Origin of the sequence: Bradyrhizobium sp. cir1, assembly GCF_014198245.1 — a bacterium.
GTDB lineage: Bacteria > Pseudomonadota > Alphaproteobacteria > Rhizobiales > Xanthobacteraceae > Bradyrhizobium.
This window is the reverse complement of sequence record NZ_JACIHE010000008.1, coordinates 135,496-155,566: the sequence shown is the minus strand read 5'-3', so window position 1 is coordinate 155,566 and position 20,071 is coordinate 135,496. Positions and strand designations below refer to the sequence as shown.

Sequence of the window (20,071 nt, the reverse complement as noted above, 5' to 3'; positions counted from 1 at the left end):
GCGGACACGATCGCGTCCCCCAGCGGCGTCCGCACATCACCAGAAAACCGGGAACTCCTCGAACCCGCCAGTGATGATCTCCTTGCGCAACTTCAATTGTTCGGGCGCGACGGCCAGGCGCAGTGCCGGAAAGCGCTGGAAGATCGAACCGAACACCGCCTTGAGTTCCAGCCTGGCCAGCTCCCCGCCGATACAGGAGTGCGGCCCGTAGGAGAACGCCAGGTGCGGCTTTTCCTGGCGTCCGATGTCGAAGATTTCCGGCTCGTCGAAATGGCGCGGATCAAACGACGTTGCCGGAAGGCCGACCAGCACCTTGCTCTCCGCGGGAATATGCACGCCCGCGATGGTCACGTCGGTCCTCGGATAGCGCATGATGCCGTCCCAGCCCGCGCCCGGCGGGTACATGCGGAGGATTTCCTCCACCGCCTTGTCCACCAGGGATGGATCGCCGACCAGGCGTTCGCGCTGTTGCGGATGGCGGAACATGGCCAGCAGGCCGCATTCGATCTGTGCGACGGTGCTCTCGTGCCCCGCCACCAGCATGCCCGCCGCCAGGCCGATCGCTTCCTCCTCGGTCGCCTTGGCCTGGTCGACCGCCGCGAGCAGATCCGTCAGCAGGTTGTCGCCCGGATCCTGGCGCTTGTCCCGCATCTTGTCGCGAATGTAGGCGCGCAGTTCTTCCCAGGCCAAGCGCGACGCGCTGCGCGGGCCGCTTTCATGCTGGTGCGTCATCACCTCGTCGGACAGCCGAGCAAAAAAGGCGTGATCCTCGTAGAGCACGCCCATCAGGGCGCTGATGACCATGGCCGGAAGCGGAAACGAGAGGTGGCGCCGCAAGTCGGCGGGCTGGCGCTGGGCCGCCAGGTTCTCGAACAACTGCGCAGCGATCGCCTCGACATGCGGCGCCAGCAGCTTCACCCTGCGACTGCTGAAGGCCGGCGCCACGAGCGTGCGTAACCGGACATGCTCACTCCCCTCGTGCGAGACCAGCCACCCCGGCGAACCAAGAATCACCGAATCCGGGGTGAACGCCGCCGGCGGCATTCCCGCCGGCCGGAACGCCGCGTCGGCCAGCGCCGCCTTGGCCTCGTCGTAGCCTGTCACCCACCAGCCTTCGTGCCCGGACGGGAAACGCACGCGGTGGATCGGACCATTGGCGCGTAGCGCCAACATCTCGGGCGAGGGCTCAATGTGATCGACGCGCCACATCGGCAGCATCGGCAGGGGTTGTTCGGACACGGTGGCACTTCACTCTTTAAGCGACGGAAGGGCGGAAGGTGCCCGCAGGCGCTGCGGTCACCAGCTTCACGTGCGCTTGCGTTCACTTCTGTTCGTCGATGATGATCGGCGGGGAAAGCGACCGAATCCTAGGGCCTCAAGTTGGCTTTAGCTATCTACCGAATCTTGTAGTAGCGCCCTAAGCTAGATGCCTGGTGATACGCGGAAAACTCTGTCGCCACGGGCTACCATACAGAAACCTATTTCCGATGGGTATCCGCCTATGTTGGTTGGCTACATGCGCGTGTCGCCGGACCCCGACCGACAGAACACGGACTTGCAGCGCGGTGCACTACAAGTACGACGGCGTTGATCCGCGTCACCTGTTCGAGGATCACGCCTCGGGTACGAAGGATCACCGCACCGGCCTGGCGCGTTCGCTCGCTGCCGCACCTGCTCGCGATCGTGACCTCGCTCAAGGACATCGGGTGGCGTTCCGTTTCGTGACCGAGAACCTGGACCCACAGCGCGCTCGGGCGAATTCATGTTCCAGCTGCAGCGCGCTCGCGCAGTATGAGCGTGCTTTGATCCAGGAGCGTGTTGCAAGTCACTTGCGCACGTTCGCGTTGCCACGTGCGTCAAACTCGCGAAGCACGTTCTCGTCGATCAAATACGCGGCGACAGAATCCGGCGCGGCGCAACCTCGCCGGCCTCGGCTTCGTCATCCAACCCAAGGTCCGCTAGTATGCCAGCGCCCGATTCAGATTCAGGGGGATAGGCACTCTCGGTTGGGATACGGCTTGGCGTATTTGATCGCGGCCTCAACCTGATCGCGCGTCAGCGATGGAAAATCGTCGACAATCTCCTCGGCCGATTGCCCACGGCGAGGGCGACCACTAAGTAGACGGGAAGCTTGGTGTTTTAATGATGGGTTCGTCGCGATCACCTCCGACCTTTACCCATCGGCCCAGTTCATCGAAACGATGAAGACGGCTTTTGAGGCGTCCGATCTTGCCGAGATCAAGGACTAATTCGCCAAACGCGACTCGGTGCGCGTCGGAAGAGAGCTGCCGGGTCGCCTCATACAGACGACTCCAGGGTGAGATCTTTAAAAGTCCATGAACGCCTGGCTCCGTCCGCAGGAGAATAGCTACGGAAACACCAACCCAGCAGCAGTTCGACGGATTGGACCGGCTGAGTGAAAGTGCCGGGTCCCAGATAACTCCGAAATCGTCACGTCAGAAGAGGAAACGGAGAACCTCTACGCGAACGACTGAAACTGGCAGTTTTCTAGCCTGTTGACTTGGGTTTATCTCGATGACCACCAGCGGAGAGCCTTCATGTACATACCACTCCACTTTCGAGACGACGACATCGAGAACATTCGAGCAACAATCCGCAGCGCCCGATTGGCCAACCTGGTCACAGCGACATCAGATGGACCACTTGCGACGCCTCTTCCGCTCTTCCTCGATGAGAGCGAAGGTGAACACGGTGCGCTGTACGGGCACCTGGCGAAGGGCAATCCGCAATGGCGCACGGCCCCGATCGGAGAAGCTCTGGCGATCTTTACTGGCGCAGAGGCTTATGTGACGCCATCCTGGTTTCCCAGCAAGCGACAAGCTGAACATGTGGTGCCGACATGGAATTACATCGCGGTCCACGCCCATGGCCCGATTGAGTTCTTCGAGGATCCCACTCGCCTGCTTGAGATTGTGACGCGTCTGACGAATATCCATGAGACGTCACGTGCGACGCCCTGGGCCGTCAGCGATGCTCCCGCGGATTTCATCGCCGCCCAGTTGCGTGAAATCGTCGGCGTGCGCATCCCGATCACCATGGTCGAAGGCAAACGCAAGATGAGCCAAAACCGCCCCGCGCCTGATCGCATTGGTATCGCCACCGGCCTAGCGGCGAGCAAACTGACACGGGACCAGGAAGTTGCAGCTCTTATTTTGGTTCAGGACTGAGACGATAATGTGCATGACCCGCCAACAGCGCCGCTCGACATAGAGCGATCTTACATCGCTCTCACAGAGTCAAGCGGTCGCGCTATCAACTATCTCGCGAAATTCACGAGCGGAACAGTCAGCTCGGGCTTGCCACACTGTGCAGACACTTGTCCCTCTTCTGACAGAGGCACAATCTCGTGTCAGGTCCAGTACAACGCGCATAGTAAGCGTTGAGACTTTTGTGGCTTTCCCGGCGCCGCCTGGGATGGCCATTGCTTAAAACAAATCGATCCAGACGTTCACTGCCCATTGTCGAGTACATGTTTGTCTTTCGCTTGGCACGATGCTTGCTGAAGATCATTCGCTCCAAGGGGCGAGGACGAACTGCAAGGGCTTGGAGAATCAAGATGAGTGCAAACGCTTTGATCGGTGGTGTGATTCCGAGCACCGATGTCGTGAAACGTGCAGCGCGCATTGGCGCCGAACTCAAAAATATCAAGCTATCAGGCGATCTACCGGATCACGCGATCGCCGCGATCAACAGCTTATTGCTCGAGCACAAGGTGATCTTCTTCCGCAATCAAGGACATCTCAATGACGCCGAGCAGGAGCGCTTTGCCGCTCGTCTCGGAAAGCTAGTGCCACATCCGATGCTCGGTGCTACTAAGGGCACGGCGTCGCTTCTCGAACTCAACTCCACTCGCGGCGGTGGTCGGGCTGACGTTTGGCATGCGGATGGAACCTTCGCCGACGCATATCCTAAGATTTTGGTCCTGCGGGCTGTTGTAATGCCAACGTTCGGAGGCGACACCGTGTGGTCGAACACAGCTGCCGCTTATCTTGGTTTGCCGCCGCCGCTACAACGGCTTGCCGAGGCCCTATGGGCCGTTCACAGCAACGTCTTCGATTACGCCGGGATCGCGCGTGTCCGCGAGGTCGACAAGAAACACTTTGACGAGGTGTTCACCAGAACGGTTTTTGAGACCGAGCATCCCGTCGTACGCATCCATCCCGAAACAGGCGAGCGGGCGCTAGTGCTCGGCGCCTTGGTGAAGCACTTTGTTGGGGTTCCCAAATACGACGGACAAAAGCTGTTCGACCTGCTCCAGTCTCACATCACAGCGCCCGAAAACACTGTGCGCTGGAACTGGTTAGAGGGCGATATTGCGATATGGGATAACCGCGCAACACAGCATTACGCGGTCAACGATTACGGAGACCAGCATCGCGTCGTACGTCGGGCCACGATCGAGGGTGACGTGCCTGTCAGCGTCGATGGCCGAAGCAGTGTAACGCGCCTGAAGGTGACCAAATAACCGCACGTCGCCCCCCAGCGCTCTCGCGTCAAAAATCGAGAAAACCTGGTTTCGGGCAGACGCGGGAACACACTTTCCGACACGATTTGTCAGCTCTAAGCGCCAACTCAGCAGCGTCTGGGTTTGATCCACGCAACTATTTAACGTCGACCAACAGCCCCGAAAAACCTTGAGCGTCACTGTCCTTCGTCAGCGGCCGGAACGTGGCCTTCACGTTTTAGTTTAGAGAATCCTCGATCCGTGGCCATAAAGCGCGCCAACATGGGAGCGATGAGTTTAGTCGGATCGACCACTTGACCACCCTGACGCTTAAGCGCTTCTGCATATGCAATGAGATCACGATGCACGGCCGCAGGCAGCTCCGTACTCACTTTGACCGGCTTGTCGTCTGGAAGCTCTCCTATTTTGAGTCTTGGCATGTTGTCAGCCTCTGTAGGGCGTAAGTATGAGGTCATGGTTGACAAGAACACGAACCGGGAAGCCCGGTCGCACGGTCAAAGTAGGCTGGATACTGAGACTGCGGCGAACGACCTGCTGCCCGGTCTGGTTTAGTGAGTCCGAGCCGCCGGTTCGCAATGCCTGGATGATTGCGCTATCGTTGCTGTTGGAGTCCGAGCCGGCACCCAGTTCGGTCCCGATCGCCAGAAACGTCGATAGCGCCGCAGCCTTGAAGAGTTCGCCCCAGTGATTGTCGACCTGGTCTTCGAGGCCTGCATATCCTGCGGTGTCCTTGCCAGGCTGCCGCTCGAGAACGATGGACCGTCCACTCGGCATGATCAGTCGGGTCCAGACGAGCAGGACGCGGGATTGGCCGAAACTGATTTGGCTGTCGTAGAGCCCAATCAGGCGCGCCCCCTGCGGCACCAACAAGAACCGACCGGTGGGCGTGTCGTATACGTTTTCCGTGACCTGCGCGGTGATTTGGCCTGGAAGATCCGATCTAATCCCTGTGATCAGAGCTCCCGGAATGACCGTCCCAGCCTGCACGATATATGGAGAAGCCGGCCTAGCGACGCGGTCAGGGCTAACAGTGCGACGATCCACAGAAGCGTTTACGAAGGCCAGCTTACGGTCCTGACCGTTTTGGGCAAAGCCGTCGTCGCCAGTGTTGGCTGTGTTCGTTGGCACGCCGCGGTCGCTTCCGACGGCCGCAGCCGCGGAAGAGCGTACTTCTCCTACTCTGGTCGCAGCGAACAAATGGCTGATGCGGGCTGCTTCGGTCTCCTGGTCCCGCCGCTGCTGGTCCGGGTTCGCGCCGATCGTGGGCAACTGGCCTTGAGCGGCAAGGATCGGTCGACCGAGGTCCCCGGGGAGCGGCGGACCAAGCTGCGGGACTGCTTGGCGCGGAACGCCAGCATAGTCCTTCGGCAGCGTCGTAATGCCGTCAGCAACATTGTGATGATCGGTACTGTAAAGCTCATCGGCCGCCTGATTACGGGAGCGACTGGTCTGCAGTGACCACAGCACCGCTCCGCCGATGACAAACAGGACAACCGCGCTCCCGCCGGCCAAGATCTTCCGTGACAGCCGCGTCACGTGCGGATGCTCTGCTCGCAAGCGGAAGCTTTCGGACAGCTGCCCTTGTGTCTCCGGCGGAACTGCTTGCTCGTGATCGTTTGCATTCCGAGTGTTCATGACGACGACCTCCCGTCAGTCCTGACAATACGGACCTTCTGCTGACGCTCGCCGCCAAGCCGCAGTTCGGCAGCTGCAAAGAGCCGATCCACGATCAGCACGTTGCCGTAGGCGCGGTAGTTGACGAGTTCGGTCTTGCCGTCCGGGCCAATCACGAAGAGCGGAGGCATCTCGCCCTGCACGATGCCTTGCGGGAATTCGACATAGACCTTACGGCCATCGTCATAGGCGGCGAGCGGCCGCCAGGGAGGACTGTCTCCTTCGATGGCATAGCGGGAGATGCGTTGCGCCGGATCCGGAAGAACGGGTCTCAGAGCGACTAAACGGGATCGGTCACGTGCTGTTTCCGGATAGTACCAGGCAACGGAAGGCATGTATGGCCGCTCGCGGGAGCGGAGTTCGATCAGGTAGGTGCGCCGATCGGTATTGACGACGAGATTGGTCTCGATCGATGCGCGGGTCGGCTTGACCAGAATATGGACGCGGCGCGTGTCGCCGTTTCCACTCTCAGTATCGCCCACGACCCATCGTACGGTATCTCCGGCCGCGATCGGCCCTGATCCCGTCAACTGTTCTCCCTGCTCGAGCGCGATATCCGTGATCTGTCCCGGTGCTGCGTAAACCTGATAGAGCGCCCCGGGACTGTAGGCGTAGATTTGCGCCGCGTTGAAATACCCCCGCTTGCGCGGTTCGACCCGGGCTGCGCTATTTGCTGTTTCAACCCGGCTCACGGGTTCAGCATCTTCCTTCCCTCCCGACTTGCCGCCGAGAGCCGGCTTCCAGAGGGGTGGAACGTGAAGCGGTCGCGATTTGTCGTCGAGAGCCACCGGCGTCGCCGGTAACGGAGGCACTTCAGCGTCATAGGTGATCTCCGGCGGTATATAAGTCGCGCACCCGCCGAGCACCGATGAACAGAGCAAGAGCACGGACAGAAGCGCTCGCTTTGAGCCCACGAACTCGGACCGAGGCGGCTTGCTGCGCGGGAGGGAACGCTTCGAATGAACGTCAAATGGCGTCTTGGTCACTGACTCAACTCCTTTGACCAGTTGATGGCGCGGACATAGACGCCAAGGGGATTCTTGCGCAGTCGTTCGGCATCGCGGGGTGTCTCGATCACGATCGAGAGAATCGCGGTCCACCGCTCAGTCGAGCTTAGCGAGCCGTTGTCGTAGACGCGCTGGGTCCACGCGACGCGAAAACTTTCCGACGACGCGCGAATAACGCTCGATACCTCGACGGAGATTTGCGCCTTACCCAGATTGGCAAAGGGGTTATTGTTGCGCGCGTAGTCGTTGAGCGCAGCAGCGCCGCGGTCGGTCGTAAAATCATACGCCCGCAGCCAGTTTTGGCGCAGGACGATGCCGTCGGCCGGCAGACCTCTGACATCCTCGATAAAGCGCGCCAGATGGTAGGCGATCTGCGCATCAGTGGGTTGATAGTCGAAGTTAGCCGGCGCGACCCTTTGGGCCTTGCCGAGTTGATCGACCTCGACCACCCACGGCGTGATTGATCCCTGGCTCGATTGCCAGATGAGGCCTGCAGCGAGACCGGCCGACAGCATGAGGCAACCAAAGGCCATCAGCCGCCAGTTTTTGGCTTGGACGCGTGCTGATCCAATACGTTCGTCCCAAACCTGCGCTGCTTTCTGATACGGTGTAACCGGCTCGGGCATACGCCCGTAGTGAACGGATGGTCGCTTGAACATTGATGGTTGCCCCTGAGATAAAGTGAACGGCTTCAAGTGGTGCGGTGTCTGGGTTTGAGGCGCTGTCGAGCAGCGGGTGGCGAAAGCGCGATGGCCGCGTGTCAGCGCTCTCCTTCAGACAAATCGACGGAGGAGCCGCTGCCACCATGATCGCCCGAGCGAACGGCCTGGCTAGCGGCCGAGGCACCATGCCGAATAGTCTCGGCGCGCTTCATGCGTCGCGCCCAATCGGGCTGCCCTTCGGCCGAAGTGTTCGCGGTCTGCGCACCGGCTTCCCCACCTCCACCGAGCGCAGCCGCTGCGCGACGCAACGGGCTCATGGCGGCGGAGGCACCAGCCTCCGCAACGCCAGCCACGCCTCCGCTTCGATAGGCAGCGGACGCACCGCTCAAGACGGCACCCCCACCGCGCGCGGCACCTGCAATCGCACCACCGGCGAGACCGGCACCGCCGGCGGCAAGGCCTGCGCCCGCCGCAACGATGCCGCCGGCAGCAAGACCTGTTCCGATCGTGGCACCGGCGCCGAGTTGCGGTCCGCCCGACACCAGGCCATTTGCAATACCAGGACCAAAGATGCCGAGGCCCAGCAACGCGAGCGCCGCGAGCACTAACGTCATCGCGTCTTCGATGGTCGGTTGGGCGCTGCCGAAGCCTGCGGTGAACTGCGAAAACAGGGTCGAGCCGATCCCAACGATGACAGCCAGGACCAGGATCTTGATCCCTGAAGAGATAACATTGCCCAAGACCCGCTCGGCCGCGAAGGCCGTCTTACCAAACAAGCCAAAGGGAATGAGCACGAAGCCGGCCAGTGTCGTGAGCTTGAACTCGATCAGGGTGACGAAGAGCTGGATCGCCAAAATGAAGAAGGCGAGCAGCACCACGACCCAGGCGAACAGGAGAACGACGATCTGAACGAAATTCTCGAAGAAACTGATGTAGCCCATCAGGCTGGAGATCGAATCGAGCAGCGGTCGGCCAGCGTCGAGTCCGACTTGAGCGATCTTTCCAGGTCGCAGGAAATCGGATGCAGACAGGCTTGCACCCGATGCTTTCAACCCAACCCCCGCAAAGCTCTCGAAGACGATACGCGCCAGGCCGTTCCAGTTACCGATCAGGTAGGCAAAGACGCCGACAAAGAGCGTCTTCTTGACGAGGCGCGCGATGATGTCTTCGTCCGGCCCCCAACTCCAGAACAACGCAGCAAGCGTGATGTCGATCGCCGCAAGGGTCGCAGCGAGATACCCGACGTCGCTACCGAGCAATCCGAAGCCGTTGTCGATATAACGCGTGAACGTTTCCAGAAACTGGTCAATGATCCCCGTACCCGTCATGGCTTGCTCGCCTCAGGTGTCGCCGGTTGCGGATAGCCTTGCGGGATCCGGCTCTGGTCTTTTGGGCCGGGTGCCAAACCTGCGGAATCATCTCGGCCAGGATCTGTGGGACCGTTCTTGCCGAAGAAGCGTCGCCGGTTTTCGGCCCAAACGCCCTTGCAATGGCGATATCCCGCTGTTTCATCCGGAGTGACGCCGCGGCAGCGCGCGAGGTCAGAGTTGGTTGCATCAGTCGTCTGCTCCGCCTTCGGCGGCGGCGGAGAACCGTCTCCGCCACGAAGCTGAATCGTGCAGGCCGCGACGGCCACTAGGCCGATAGTCGTAAGCAGCGACAGCGCCTTGAACGCTCTTACGTCGGTCATCAGTGGAACATCTGCACATTGGAGGATTGATAGCCCTGTCCTGGTGTCAGGAAACGCCTGAGCTGCTCTCGCCCCTGATCCTGAGCCGAGGCGCGCTGAGCCGCTTCGAGGCTCTGCGCCCTGCCCTGCGCCGCCGCGGCCGCTGTGAGATCAGCAAGTTGTTGCGCTTGAAGCGCGAGGATCTGGTTGCCGGCCTGAGTAGCCTGCAAGGCGCCACTGGCACTCTGGCTCGAAGTTACGAGTGCGGACGTCTGGATACGATTGGTGTCGAGGTTGCCAACGATGCCGGCCTGGACGCGAAGCGCGTCCTGCGTTGCCGAGTAAGTATTTTGCCAGCGCGATTGAGCGTTGGAGATCAGTAACTGGTTCGACTGGCTGCCGGTCGCCGGCCCGTAGCTGGTCGAGAAGGCACGATCGATTTGCTGCACGTCGTATGCGATGCGCTGGGCCTGGGACAGCAATTGCTGGGTGCGCTGGATCGAAGATTGCAGTTGCTGCAACGATGAATACGGCAGGTTTGCCAGATTCCTTGCCTGATTGATCAGCATCTGTGCCTCGTTCTGCAACGAGGTGATCTGATTATTAATCTGCTGGAGTTCCCGCGCGGCCGTCAGGACATTCTGGACGTAGTTGGTGGGATCAAAGACGATCAGCGCCCGTGCGGGCAGCGTAACGCCGAGCAGCAGCGCGAAGGCGGCCGTGGTCGCCAATAGGCCAAGAGGTCTCATAGCGATTTCTCCAGATTGACGAGATTCGGGATCAGATCTATCGCCCAGGCGACGCCACGGTGCTGGAGCCAGGCAGGTACAAAGTCGTCGGATCCATGTTCGGCGATGAGCTGCGTGATGGCAGCCTGGTCTGTCTTGGAAGAGGCCGCGGTGAATGCGAGCGCAACCTCGCCAAGGCCAAGTTCGAACATCCGGTTGCCGCGACGAGACTGGCAATAGTAGTCGCGCTTTGGCGTTGCCCGGCTCAGAAGCTCGATCTGGCGGTCATTGAGGCCGAAGCGGCGGTAGATGGCAGTGATCTGCGGTTCGATCGCCCGTTCGTTCGGCAGTAACAATCGGGTTGGGCAGCTTTCGATGATAGCCGGCGCAATCGCAGAGCCATCAATGTCCGAAAGCGACTGGGTGGCGAAGATGACCGACGCGTTCTTCTTCCGAAGCGTCTTCAGCCATTCCCGGAGTTGGCCCGCAAAATCCTCGTCATCGAGGGCAAGCCAACCCTCGTCGACAATCAGGAGTGTCGGCCGGCCATCGAGACGATCAGCAATACGATGGAAGAGGTACGCCAGCACGGCCGGCGCAGCGCTCGTTCCGATCAAGCCTTCGGTCTCAAACGCCTGGATCGAGGCCTCGCCAAGGCGCTCGAATTCAGCATCAAGCAAGCGCCCGGAAGGTCCGCCCAGGCAATAAGGTTGCAAGGCGCGTTTCAAGGAGTTCGATTGGAGCAGGACTGAAAGGCCCGTTAGGGTGCGCTCCTCCCTCGGCGCCGAGGCGAGAGACGTCAGCGCCGACCACAGATGATCCTTGACCTCCGGGGTGATCTCGACCTTTTCCCGTGCCAGGATCGCGCCGATCCATTCCGTGGCCCAACCGCGCTCGGAAGGATCGTCGATCCAGGCCAACGGCTGCAACGCGACGGGCTGGTCGCCTCCGTCGGACAATGCGCCACCGAGATCATGCCAGTCACCGCCCATGGCAAGGGCGGCCGCCCGAATCGAACCACCGAAGTCAAACGCAAAGACCTGAGAGTTCGGATAACGCCTGAACTGTAGCGCCATCAGCGCGAGCAGCACTGACTTGCCAGCGCCTGTCGGTCCCACCACAAGGGTATGGCCGACGTCACCGACGTGGAGCGAGAATCGGAACGGCGTTGATCCCTCGGTCTTGCCGAACAGAAGTGGCGGCCCCTTAAAGTGGAGGTCCCTCGCCTCACCGGCCCAAACGGCCGACATCGGAATCATATGGGCGAGGTTGAGAGTTGAGATCGGCGGCTGCCGCACGTTGGCGTAGACGTGCCCCGGCAGACTGCCGAGCCAGGCTTCGACGGCGTTCACCGTCTCGATCATGCAGGTGAAATCGCGGCCCTGGATGACCTTCTCGACCAGCCTCAGCTTTTCATCGGCAGCATTGGGATCGCGATCCCAGACGGTAATGGTTGCCGTGACAAAGGCTTGTCCGATCTGATCGGACCCCAGTTCCTGCAACGCCGCGTCGGCATCAAGCGCCTTGTTGTGGGCGTCGGTATCGAGCAGCGTCGACGCCTCGTTCGTCATGACCTCTTTGAGGATGGCGCCGATGGATTTCCGCTTGGCAAACCACTGCCGACGAATCTTGGTCAGCAGCTTGGTGGCATCGGTCTTGTCGAGCATGATCGCTCGGGTCGACCAACGATAAGAGAATGGCAGACGATTCAGATCATCCAGGATCCCCGGGGTCGTCGCGCCCGGAAAGCCGACAATCGTCAGAACTCGCAGGTTGGCTGCCCCCAGCATCGGCTCAAGCCCGCCGGTCAGGGGCTGGTCCGCCAACAGCGCATCGATGTACATCGGAATTTCGGGCACGCGAACGCGGTGACGCTTGGTCGAGATCGTCGAGTGCAGGTAGGCCAGCGTGTCCTGATCGTCGAGCCAAGTGCATTCCGGCATGAACCCTTCAACGAGCTGAAGCACACGATTGGTCTGGTCGATAAACCCGCGGAGGACCTCGCGCGCGTCCGCTCCAACGGTCCGATCGCGTCCCTCGTAGAGCAGTTGCTCTGCCCTGGCGGCCCCTTCCTCTGGAGGCAGGTAGAGGAAGGTCAGGAAGTAGCTGGACTCATAATGGGCACCCGCCTCCTCGAACTGAGCCCTGCGTTCCGCGTCAACCAGCGCAGACGCGACATCCGGAAAGGAGCTAGGCGGGTAGGTCCCCGCAAAGTGACGCTGCGCCTCGACGAATACGGCCCAGCCGGATCCAAGGCGACGCATTGCGTTGTTCAAACGACCGGCGACACCGACGAGTTCGGCCGACACTGCGCTATCGAGGTCGGGTCCCCGGAACTTTGCTGTCCGCTGGAACGAACCGTCCTTGTTCAGGATGATTCCCTCGTCGACGAGAGCTGCCCAGGGCAGGAAGTCGGCGAGACGCGCGTTGGAATGACGATATTCGGCAAGATTCATCATGACAGAGGGCTCAGGTGTTGAGATGTGCGGGAATGCGCAGATGTCGGCGCACCACATCGACAAAGGCGGGATCGCGCTTGGCGGCCCAGACAGCGGCCACGTGGCCGATGAACCAGAGGACAAGCCCCGCAATCCACAACCGAAGTCCGAGCCCCAGGGCTGCCGCGAGCGTGCCGTTGACGATCGCAACCGACCGCGGCGCGCCGCCCATCAGGAGTGGCTCAGTGAGCGCGCGATGAACAGGCACAACAAAGCCTGTGACAGGTTCATCCATCAGATCACCACGCCACCGCCGAAGGAGAAGAACGACAAGAAGAAGCTTGACGCCGCAAACGCGATCGACAGACCGAACACGATCTGGATCAGTCTGCGGAAACCGCCGGAGGAATCCCCGAATGCGAGCGTTAGGCCGGTCACGACGATGATGATGACCGCGATGATCTTTGCGACCGGCCCCTCGACTGACTGCAAGATCTGATTGAGCGGCTGCTCCCACGGCATGTTCGAGCCAGCCGCCCATGCGGGCTGAACTGCCAAAAACATGGTGCCGTAGGCGGCCAACGATGTACCTCGAAGAAAGCGAAATTGCTGACGCATGTCAGTCTCCTGCTGTTGAAAGGCTGTAGTCACCGGTGGCACCCAGCCCTGAGACGGCGGCGAGCTCAGCGAGGCGGCGGTCAGCGCCGCGTCCCACCAGCACGGCGACGAGGTTGATGGTCTCGGCGATCAGGGCGCGCGGAACCGTGATGACGGCTTCCTGGATGAGCTGCTCGAGCCGGCGCAGCGCGCCGAGCGCAGTGCCAGCATGGATGGTACCGATGCCGCCGGGATGGCCGGTGCCCCAGGCCTTGAGGAGATCGAGTGCTTCGGCACCTCGGACTTCGCCGATCGGGATCCGGTCAGGACGCAGTCGGAGGGACGAGCGGACGAGATCCGACAGCGTCGCCACGCCGTCCTTGGTCCGCAGCGCAACGAGATTGGGCGCCCTGCACTGCAACTCGCGGGTGTCCTCGATCAGCACGACGCGATCGGAGGTCTTCGCCACCTCGGCCAGAAGCGCATTCGTCAACGTGGTCTTGCCCGTCGATGTCCCGCCAGCGACAAGGATGTTCTTCCGTGCGGCGACCGCGTCCTGCAGGGTCTTGGCCTGCTCCGAGGTCATGATCCCCCTGGAGACGTAGTCGTCGAGCGTAAACACGGCTACGGCAGGTTTGCGGATCGCAAAGGCCGGTGCCGCAACGACCGGAGGCAACAGACCTTCGAAGCGCTCGCCGGTCCCAGGCAATTCGGCCGAAACCCGCGGCGAGCCGGCATGCACCTCCACACCTACGTGGTGCGCTACCAGACGAACAATGCGCTCGCCGTCCGCCGCCGACAGAGTTTCGCCTGTGTCTATCAGGCCATCCGACAACCGGTCGATCCACAACCGCCCATCTGGATTGAGCATCACCTCGATGATCGCATCGTCTTCGAGATAGCCGGCAATCGCAGAGCCAAGCGCGCTGCGCAGCATTCGCGCGCCGCGCGAACTCGCTTCCGATTGAATGGAATGGATTGCCACCGTTCGCCCCACCGAATGAGGACGCCCAACGAGCGTCCTCAGATGGGGATGATTAGAAAAGGCACCGATGGACTTGGCGCAACAAGCGCTTTCGGTGATCGTAGGCTGGCGTAGAAAAAGGAAGATTGAGAACTGTACTTGACGCCTACTTAATCGTATCCGCTCGCCGCGAGTTGCCGCTCACCACTCCGCATCGTCATCCGCGGGCAGGAGGATCACCGAATTCTCATAGAGACCGACTGACTCGACGGCGTTGGAAACAGAAGCCGGCATGAAGAAAGGGATTGAGCTCATCCATGAAACGACGGATCGCCGCCAAGGCAGCGCGAACCAGATCAACGCAGCGATCTGCAATGCCATGTTGAGACCGAACGCGACTTGATAGGCCATGACGGGCCTATGGCCATCGTTGGTGGACCATTGCTCCAGGATCAGACCTGTCGCGCATTGGGCCAGAAATGCCCAACCAAAGTGCAAGACGTTCAAGGCGCCATTGGCACGACCGGCAAGCTCCGGCGGAAAGTAATCCGCTATCACCGCGAAGCTCACCACGGTTGCCGTTCCGACAATTGCTACAACTGACCAGGGCAAGATGGATGGCAGAGGCGCTCGCAGGATCAAGGCCAACTCGGCTGCGATAAATAGCACTGCAACCATCGCTAATATCGTCTCCGCCCCGATTCCTCTTCGTTTGATGTAATGGACCATCATACCGAACAACCAGGCACCACCGCTCAATACGACAGACATTAAGAACAGCTGTCGGACGAGACTTGCGCGATCAAACCCCTCTACGTCGGTCAGCCACGGCGATGCCCACAACCCCTGCAGGGACCAAGCTGATCCGGTTCTTCCGCACATTTGGTGCATCGAGAGCAAGGTCGATTTCAGGCGGCCAGAAGCACGCGTCGACGCAGTAGCGGGTAGCTTGCCCGGCCATACATCTGTCGTTTGATGGCTTTGATCCTGCTGATCTGGCCTTCGACAGGACTGGTTGTCCAGGACGTGGTTATTGCTGCGCGGACGGCGTCGACGTCGCGCGCGATGCCGTTGGCGAAGCTCTTGAGCTCGCTGTTGGCTGCTTGTGCGATCCACTCATCGAGCTCGGCGATGTCGCCGCCGCCGAGAAGGGACACAAACCGCTTCGCCAGCTCGGCTGCCGTGGCGAGTTCCGGCGCTTGCGCAAACAGGTGGCCGAGAAACAGCTTGGCTTCAGCATCGATCTGATCCAGATTCTGGCTCAAATACCAAGCACAGCGACGACGTGTAGGAGCTTTCCAGGTCGGGGGCGGTTGTGCTGCTCCTTCCGGGGCTTCACGTTCACGCCTGTTCGCAGCCCATCGCGCTATCGTCACGCGACTTCCGGTGTAACCCTGCTGCCGAAGCTCGCGCCAAAGCTGTTGACCCACCCGGCTGCCTGAGGCCCAGCGCGCTTCAAGGCATGCCTCGAAGGGCGCGAGAAGGTGCGAGGGTCTATGAGGACGCGAATGCTCTGGCTCGCCGCCGGCGGCGAGCCAGCGCTGGACAGTGCGCCTGTCGACACCGAGCTGTTTGCCGATGCCGGATGTCGGACAACCTTGCGCGCGGAGGCGACAAATTTCGTCCCAACGTTCGCGTCGCGCAGCTCGTCTATCCGCTCGCAATTGTGCAAGGCCTGGTGCTGCGGAGGCGCCGGTTATCGGTCTTTTTGCGGCTGCCATGATTTGCACCGCTGCGGCTAGGTTGTGACGATGGCGACCGACAGCATGACGTAAGGCATCCCCCAAGCTGTTAAGTAAGTGCCATCGGTCCGCGACCTGAACTGCGTTGGGCGCACCACAGCGGGCGCCGTCAGCATAAAGACCCGCACGATCACGGGCCACAATCTTGATCCCCGGCCAGCTCTTCAGCCAGCGAGCAACACTGTCGGCGTTACGATCCGGAAGCAGATCAAGCACGCAATTGCGTTCCAGATCGCAGATAATCGTTCCATATCGCTGGCCACGACGCCAAGCCCAATCGTCGATGCCGACGACAGTCGGAGCAGCAAAATCCGGTAAGGGGGCCGAGTGAACCATCCGGAGCACGGTGTCGCCGCTAACCGGCATGGCGAGTTTGTGCGATAGGCGCGAGCCGGGCTCTCCGCCCACAGCAAGGCCGATCGCCAATTGGCTCTCGCCGAGACGGATTGTTCGTCTCGCTCTCGGCCGTACTGTCGTTGGTAGCCGCTCGGTAAATATTCGGCGCAGGCATCTGGGGTTCGCGCATCGAAACCGTCGCGCCTGAAGACGGATTTCGACCACCTGACCCTGCCATGGCAGATCGGCCAACCGTCGCGTGTAATGACTGTGGACCCGACGAGTTTGGTAGCTGCAACAGGGACAGAGCGAGACCGCTGCCTTCGGTCGAGCCACGAGCACCACCCTATCGGCCTGGGGTAGTATCTGGACAATCAAAAGCTCGGGGGAAATCAGCGAGCGGAAGGCTTGGAGCAAGGCGAATCACGGCGTCGACTGCGATTCCGACCTTATGCCCTTATTCGCACCGTCCGTGAATCCCACACCCTGCACCAAATGTGCGGAAGAACCGCTGATCCAACGCAAGTCGCCGACAACGGGGCTATGCGCCAGAAGCGTCGGTCGCCAAAAACGGAGCCAAGGGTGGCGCGCCTTGTTGATGGCACAATGCCTCGTTCGGGCACCACGACATAGATGAGAATGGCCGTCGCACCGGTGGCGGCCGCCAGGATCTCAAAGAGCTGCCGCCACTCCATCCAAGCGAGTAGGTATTCGACCGGAGCTGTAGCAGTCACCGCTCCTAGCGATCCCAGCATGATCATGTAGCCGTTAAGCAAGGCAACTCGTTCCCTGGGGAACCAAAGGATGATGGACTTCAGACCTGCCGTCAGCGCCGCCGCCACGCCAAGCCCGATCATTGCACGCGCGATCAAAAGTGGCCCGAAGCCGGTCGATACCGCGAACAGTCCGGCGCCCCCTGCTGCGAGCAAGAGCAGAGCACTCTGGACGCGACGCGGTCCAAATCGATCCAACAATATGCCGACGGGGATCTGAGCCGCCGCGAATACCAGGAAATAGACTGACGTAAGCAACCCGAGGTCGGCAGTCCCGAGCCCGGTATCCGAACTGAGATGACTTGCGATCAAAGCGTTGATCGTTCGAAACAGATACGAAAGATAGTATCCAGCAGCAAACGGCAGAAAAACGCGCGCGATGAGACGCCATGTCCCGGAAATTTGCATGCTGGCCCTCTTGCTGTCAGCTCGTGCGAGCCGATAGCGCGTCCAGCTTTTTGTCAGTTCGGCCAAATCGCTGCGGTCGTAGGCTGGCGTAGAAAAAGAAGGTCAGGCGCGATGGCCCATCCAGGACGCTCGATCAGGATTCGTCGGCCGGTTCCTGACGGCGGATATCTTCCGGAATCTCGCGCAGAAAGCTTTGCCCCTTTTGCAAGCGGCGCCCGAGCGCCTCGACAAATCCGTCAAACCGCTCCCGGCCCTTTGCCTGCGCGGCCGCCTGAGCATCGTTGGGCAACGGTGGCGTGATCGTCAGCCAGAAACGAATGAAGAGAGCCAAGGTCTCGGCCGTCAGACCAACGTCACGCTCCAGCCTCTGCATCTGACGCGACAGCCGATCGAGGCGCCGGGCGAACGCCGCCTCCCGTCTGTCCGCGCCATCCGGTGAGAGAAACGAGGCGACTGCCGCTTCCACGATCGCAGAGCGGGAAAGCTTCTTGCGATCGGCAAGGTCCGAGATCTGCTTTAGAAGCTCTGGCGGGAAATAGACATTCATCCGGTCGCGCATATTGCCTCAGAGCTCCATACCGTCATTCGGGTCCAGGGCGACTTGACGGGCAACACCGCGCATCTGTTGGCGTATGAGCCGGGACTGACGGACCGCATCCTCGTCATCATCTAGAACGGCAGCGAATTCTTCTGCAGGCGTCGGTTCGGTCGTCTCCTTGGCGATCGCGACGTGGTCAGGGAGTTCGGGCTCGCGGCGCAGGCCACTGTTCGCCGTGTCTTCCTCTCCTTGCTCCTTGTCGGTTGGAGGCCCCGCCGGCTTCAGCGGTCCGAGCGCTGACCATCCGTCCGTTCGCGACGATCGGCCGGCCGTCGCCGGATCAGGCGGCGGCAAAACCCGCTCGGTGAACCGCCGATCCTCGTAGTAGCGGACCTTCTTCGCTCGGATCGGCGCCGTTCCTGCCACCATGACGATCTCGTCCATCGGCGGGAGCTGCATGACTTCGCCCGGGGTAAGTAGCGGCCTCGCGGTCTCCTGCCGTGAGACCATCAGGTGCCCCAGCCATGGGTTCAGCCTGTGCCCGGCATAATTCTTCATCGCGCGCATCTCCGTCGCCGTACCCAGCGCATCCGATACGCGCTTGGCGGTCCGCTCGTCGTTGGTCGCAAAGCTGACGCGGACGTGACAGTTGTCGAGGATCGCATTGTTGGGCCCGTAGGCCTTCTCGATCTGATTGAGCGACTGCGCGATCAAGAAACTCTTGATGCCGTAGCCGGCCATGAAGGCGAGCGCGGACTCGAAGAAATCAAGCCGCCCAAGAGCTGGGAACTCGTCGAGCATCATCAGGACTCGATGCCGGCGATCGCGAGCGTGCAGATCTTCAGTCAGGCGCCGGCCAATCTGGTTCAGCACCAGACGGATCAGCGGCTTGGTCCGAGAGATATCCGACGGCGGCACCACGAGGTAAAGCGTCGTCGGACGGCGGTCCGCGGTCAGGTCGGCGATCCGCCAGTCGCAGCGACAGGTCACATGGGCCACGACAGGATCTCGGTACAGCCCGAGGAACGACATCGCAGTGGACAGGACGCCGGAACGTTCATTCTCGGATTTGTTGAGGAGCTCGCGCGCGGTCGAGGCGACCACGGAATGAGCGCCCTGCTCGCCAAGGTGCCGTGTAGTCATCATCGCCTTCAGCGTCGCCTCGATCGGCCGCTTCGGGTCGGACAGGAAAGCCGCGACCCCAGCCAAGGTCTTGTCCGCCTCGGCATAGAGGACATGGAGGATGGCGCCGACCAGGAGGGAATGACTGGTCTTCTCCCAATGGTTCCGCTTGTCGAGGGAGCCTTCGGGGTCGACCAGGACGTCGGCGACGTTCTGGACGTCGCGAACCTCCCATTCCCCGCGCCGGACCTCGATCAGCGGATTGTAAGCTGAGGACTTTGGGTTGGTCGGGTCGAACAGCAGGACGCGGCCATGACGAGAGCGAAAGCCGGCCGTCAGTTGCCAGTTCTCACCCTTGATGTCATGCACGATGGCCGAGCCCGGCCAAGCCAGTAACGAAGGAACGACGAGGCCAACACCCTTGCCCGAGCGCGTGGGTGCAAAACACAACACGTGCTCCGGTCCGTCATGGCGGAGGTAGTCGCGGTCGAGCTTGCCCAGCACCACACCATCCGGACCGAGAAGTCCGGCTGCTCGAACTTCTTCCGCACCAGCCCAGCGCGCCGAACCATAGGTCTCGACATTCTTGGCTTCCCGCGCCCGCCACACCGACATGCCGATCGCCACTGCGATCGAAACGAAGGTCCCGGACGCCGCGATGAAGGCACCCTCGACGAAGACTTCTGGCGCATAGGCGTCGTAGACGAACCACCACCAGAAGAAGACTGGCGGGTAATAGATCTTAAAGCCCAACAGTTCGAACCAGGGCCGCCCAAGCTCCGGTTGCCAGGCGAGCCGCCAGGCTGTCCATTCCGTTGCTCCCCAGATGGCGAGCAAAACGATCAGGCCGACGACGATTATCTGTCCCCACAGGATTTTGGTTCCGGACATCCCGAACACCCTTCCGCAACTGGTTTGGTAAGATTG

The 20,071-nt window shown here is 61.1% G+C and carries 18 protein-coding genes and 2 pseudogenes; 2 read left to right on the top strand and 18 right to left on the bottom strand.

Going from position 1 to position 20,071, the window contains the following annotated elements; translation table 11 throughout:
* Positions 1-36 precede the first annotated feature (36 nt).
* Both GGD63_RS18525 and GGD63_RS40975 read right to left on the bottom strand, forming a co-directional pair.
* Positions 37-1,239, bottom strand: a complete 1,203-nt coding sequence (locus GGD63_RS18525; RefSeq protein ID WP_183244485.1) for a cytochrome P450 — start codon at positions 1,237-1,239, stop codon at positions 37-39.
* Positions 1,240-1,984: 745 nt separating this feature from the next.
* Positions 1,985-2,164 carry a DUF433 domain-containing protein gene (locus GGD63_RS40975; RefSeq protein WP_183244483.1) on the bottom strand — a complete coding sequence of 60 codons (180 nt, stop codon included), beginning with the start codon at positions 2,162-2,164 and terminating at the stop codon, positions 1,985-1,987.
* Between the two features lie 394 nt (positions 2,165-2,558).
* On the opposite strand from GGD63_RS40975, the gene GGD63_RS18515 reads away from it, so the two are divergent.
* Both GGD63_RS18515 and GGD63_RS18510 read left to right on the top strand, forming a co-directional pair.
* Positions 2,559-3,188, top strand: a complete 630-nt coding sequence (locus GGD63_RS18515) for an FMN-binding negative transcriptional regulator (RefSeq protein ID WP_183244481.1) — start codon at positions 2,559-2,561, stop codon at positions 3,186-3,188.
* Between the two features lie 389 nt (positions 3,189-3,577).
* Positions 3,578-4,486, top strand: a complete 909-nt coding sequence (locus tag GGD63_RS18510; RefSeq protein ID WP_183244480.1) for a TauD/TfdA family dioxygenase — start codon at positions 3,578-3,580, stop codon at positions 4,484-4,486.
* A 176-nt stretch (positions 4,487-4,662) separates the two neighbouring features.
* Here the strand turns inward: GGD63_RS18510 and GGD63_RS18505 are convergent, their stop codons facing one another.
* From GGD63_RS18505 to GGD63_RS18430, 16 genes and pseudogenes are all read right to left on the bottom strand, one after another.
* Complete coding sequence (locus tag GGD63_RS18505; RefSeq protein ID WP_183244478.1) at positions 4,663-4,905, bottom strand: DUF2274 domain-containing protein; 243 nt, start codon at positions 4,903-4,905, stop codon at positions 4,663-4,665.
* 4 nt (positions 4,906-4,909) lie between these two features.
* The gene (locus tag GGD63_RS18500; RefSeq protein ID WP_183244476.1) at positions 4,910-6,121 is read right to left on the bottom strand and encodes a TrbI/VirB10 family protein; all 1,212 of its coding nucleotides are present in this window, start codon (positions 6,119-6,121) and stop codon (positions 4,910-4,912) included.
* Positions 6,118-7,146: a P-type conjugative transfer protein TrbG gene (gene trbG / locus GGD63_RS18495; RefSeq protein WP_183244474.1), complete on the bottom strand. Its 1,029-nt coding sequence runs from the start codon at positions 7,144-7,146 to the stop codon at positions 6,118-6,120. Before trbG ends, GGD63_RS18500 begins: the two co-directional genes overlap by 4 nt.
* Positions 7,143-7,826 (bottom strand): conjugal transfer protein TrbF, encoded by a 684-nt coding sequence (gene trbF / locus GGD63_RS18490; RefSeq protein WP_183244472.1) that lies wholly within the window; start codon positions 7,824-7,826, stop codon positions 7,143-7,145. The genes trbG and trbF overlap by 4 nt, the downstream gene beginning before the upstream one ends.
* A 101-nt stretch (positions 7,827-7,927) precedes the next feature.
* The gene (trbL, locus tag GGD63_RS18485; protein ID WP_183244470.1) at positions 7,928-9,157 is read right to left on the bottom strand and encodes a P-type conjugative transfer protein TrbL; all 1,230 of its coding nucleotides are present in this window, start codon (positions 9,155-9,157) and stop codon (positions 7,928-7,930) included.
* Positions 9,154-9,519, bottom strand: a complete 366-nt coding sequence (gene trbK-alt / locus GGD63_RS18480) for a putative entry exclusion protein TrbK-alt (RefSeq protein ID WP_092260551.1) — start codon at positions 9,517-9,519, stop codon at positions 9,154-9,156. Before trbK-alt ends, trbL begins: the two co-directional genes overlap by 4 nt.
* Positions 9,519-10,247, bottom strand: a complete 729-nt coding sequence (gene trbJ, locus GGD63_RS18475; protein ID WP_183244468.1) for a P-type conjugative transfer protein TrbJ — start codon at positions 10,245-10,247, stop codon at positions 9,519-9,521. The genes trbK-alt and trbJ overlap by 1 nt, the downstream gene beginning before the upstream one ends.
* A complete protein-coding gene (trbE, locus tag GGD63_RS18470) occupies positions 10,244-12,685 on the bottom strand; it encodes a conjugal transfer protein TrbE (RefSeq protein ID WP_183244466.1) in 2,442 nt (813 codons plus the stop codon). Before trbE ends, trbJ begins: the two co-directional genes overlap by 4 nt.
* Positions 12,686-12,695: 10 nt before the next feature.
* Positions 12,696-12,959 carry a VirB3 family type IV secretion system protein gene (locus GGD63_RS18465; protein WP_183244464.1) on the bottom strand — a complete coding sequence of 88 codons (264 nt, stop codon included), beginning with the start codon at positions 12,957-12,959 and terminating at the stop codon, positions 12,696-12,698.
* Positions 12,959-13,282, bottom strand: coding sequence for a TrbC/VirB2 family protein (locus GGD63_RS18460; RefSeq protein ID WP_183244462.1), 324 nt, complete (start codon positions 13,280-13,282; stop codon positions 12,959-12,961). Before GGD63_RS18460 ends, GGD63_RS18465 begins: the two co-directional genes overlap by 1 nt.
* Before the next feature lies 1 nt (position 13,283).
* Entirely contained in the window at positions 13,284-14,198 is a 915-nt protein-coding gene (trbB, locus tag GGD63_RS18455) for a P-type conjugative transfer ATPase TrbB (protein WP_183244732.1), read from the bottom strand.
* A gap of 228 nt (positions 14,199-14,426) precedes the next feature.
* Positions 14,427-15,095: pseudogene (locus tag GGD63_RS18450) on the bottom strand (MFS transporter); the annotation flags it as partial.
* A 38-nt stretch (positions 15,096-15,133) separates the two neighbouring features.
* Positions 15,134-16,639, bottom strand: a complete 1,506-nt coding sequence (locus GGD63_RS18445; protein ID WP_409334077.1) for an ISL3 family transposase — start codon at positions 16,637-16,639, stop codon at positions 15,134-15,136.
* A 143-nt stretch (positions 16,640-16,782) separates the two neighbouring features.
* A pseudogene (locus tag GGD63_RS18440) lies at positions 16,783-17,484 on the bottom strand (MFS transporter); the annotation flags it as partial.
* A 133-nt stretch (positions 17,485-17,617) separates the two neighbouring features.
* On the bottom strand, positions 17,618-18,043 hold the full coding sequence (locus GGD63_RS18435; RefSeq protein WP_183244458.1) for a CopG family transcriptional regulator: 426 nt from the start codon (positions 18,041-18,043) through the stop codon (positions 17,618-17,620).
* Positions 18,044-18,049: 6 nt separating this feature from the next.
* Positions 18,050-20,035, bottom strand: coding sequence for a conjugal transfer protein TraG (locus GGD63_RS18430; protein WP_183244456.1), 1,986 nt, complete (start codon positions 20,033-20,035; stop codon positions 18,050-18,052).
* Between the last annotated feature and the right edge of the window lie 36 nt (positions 20,036-20,071).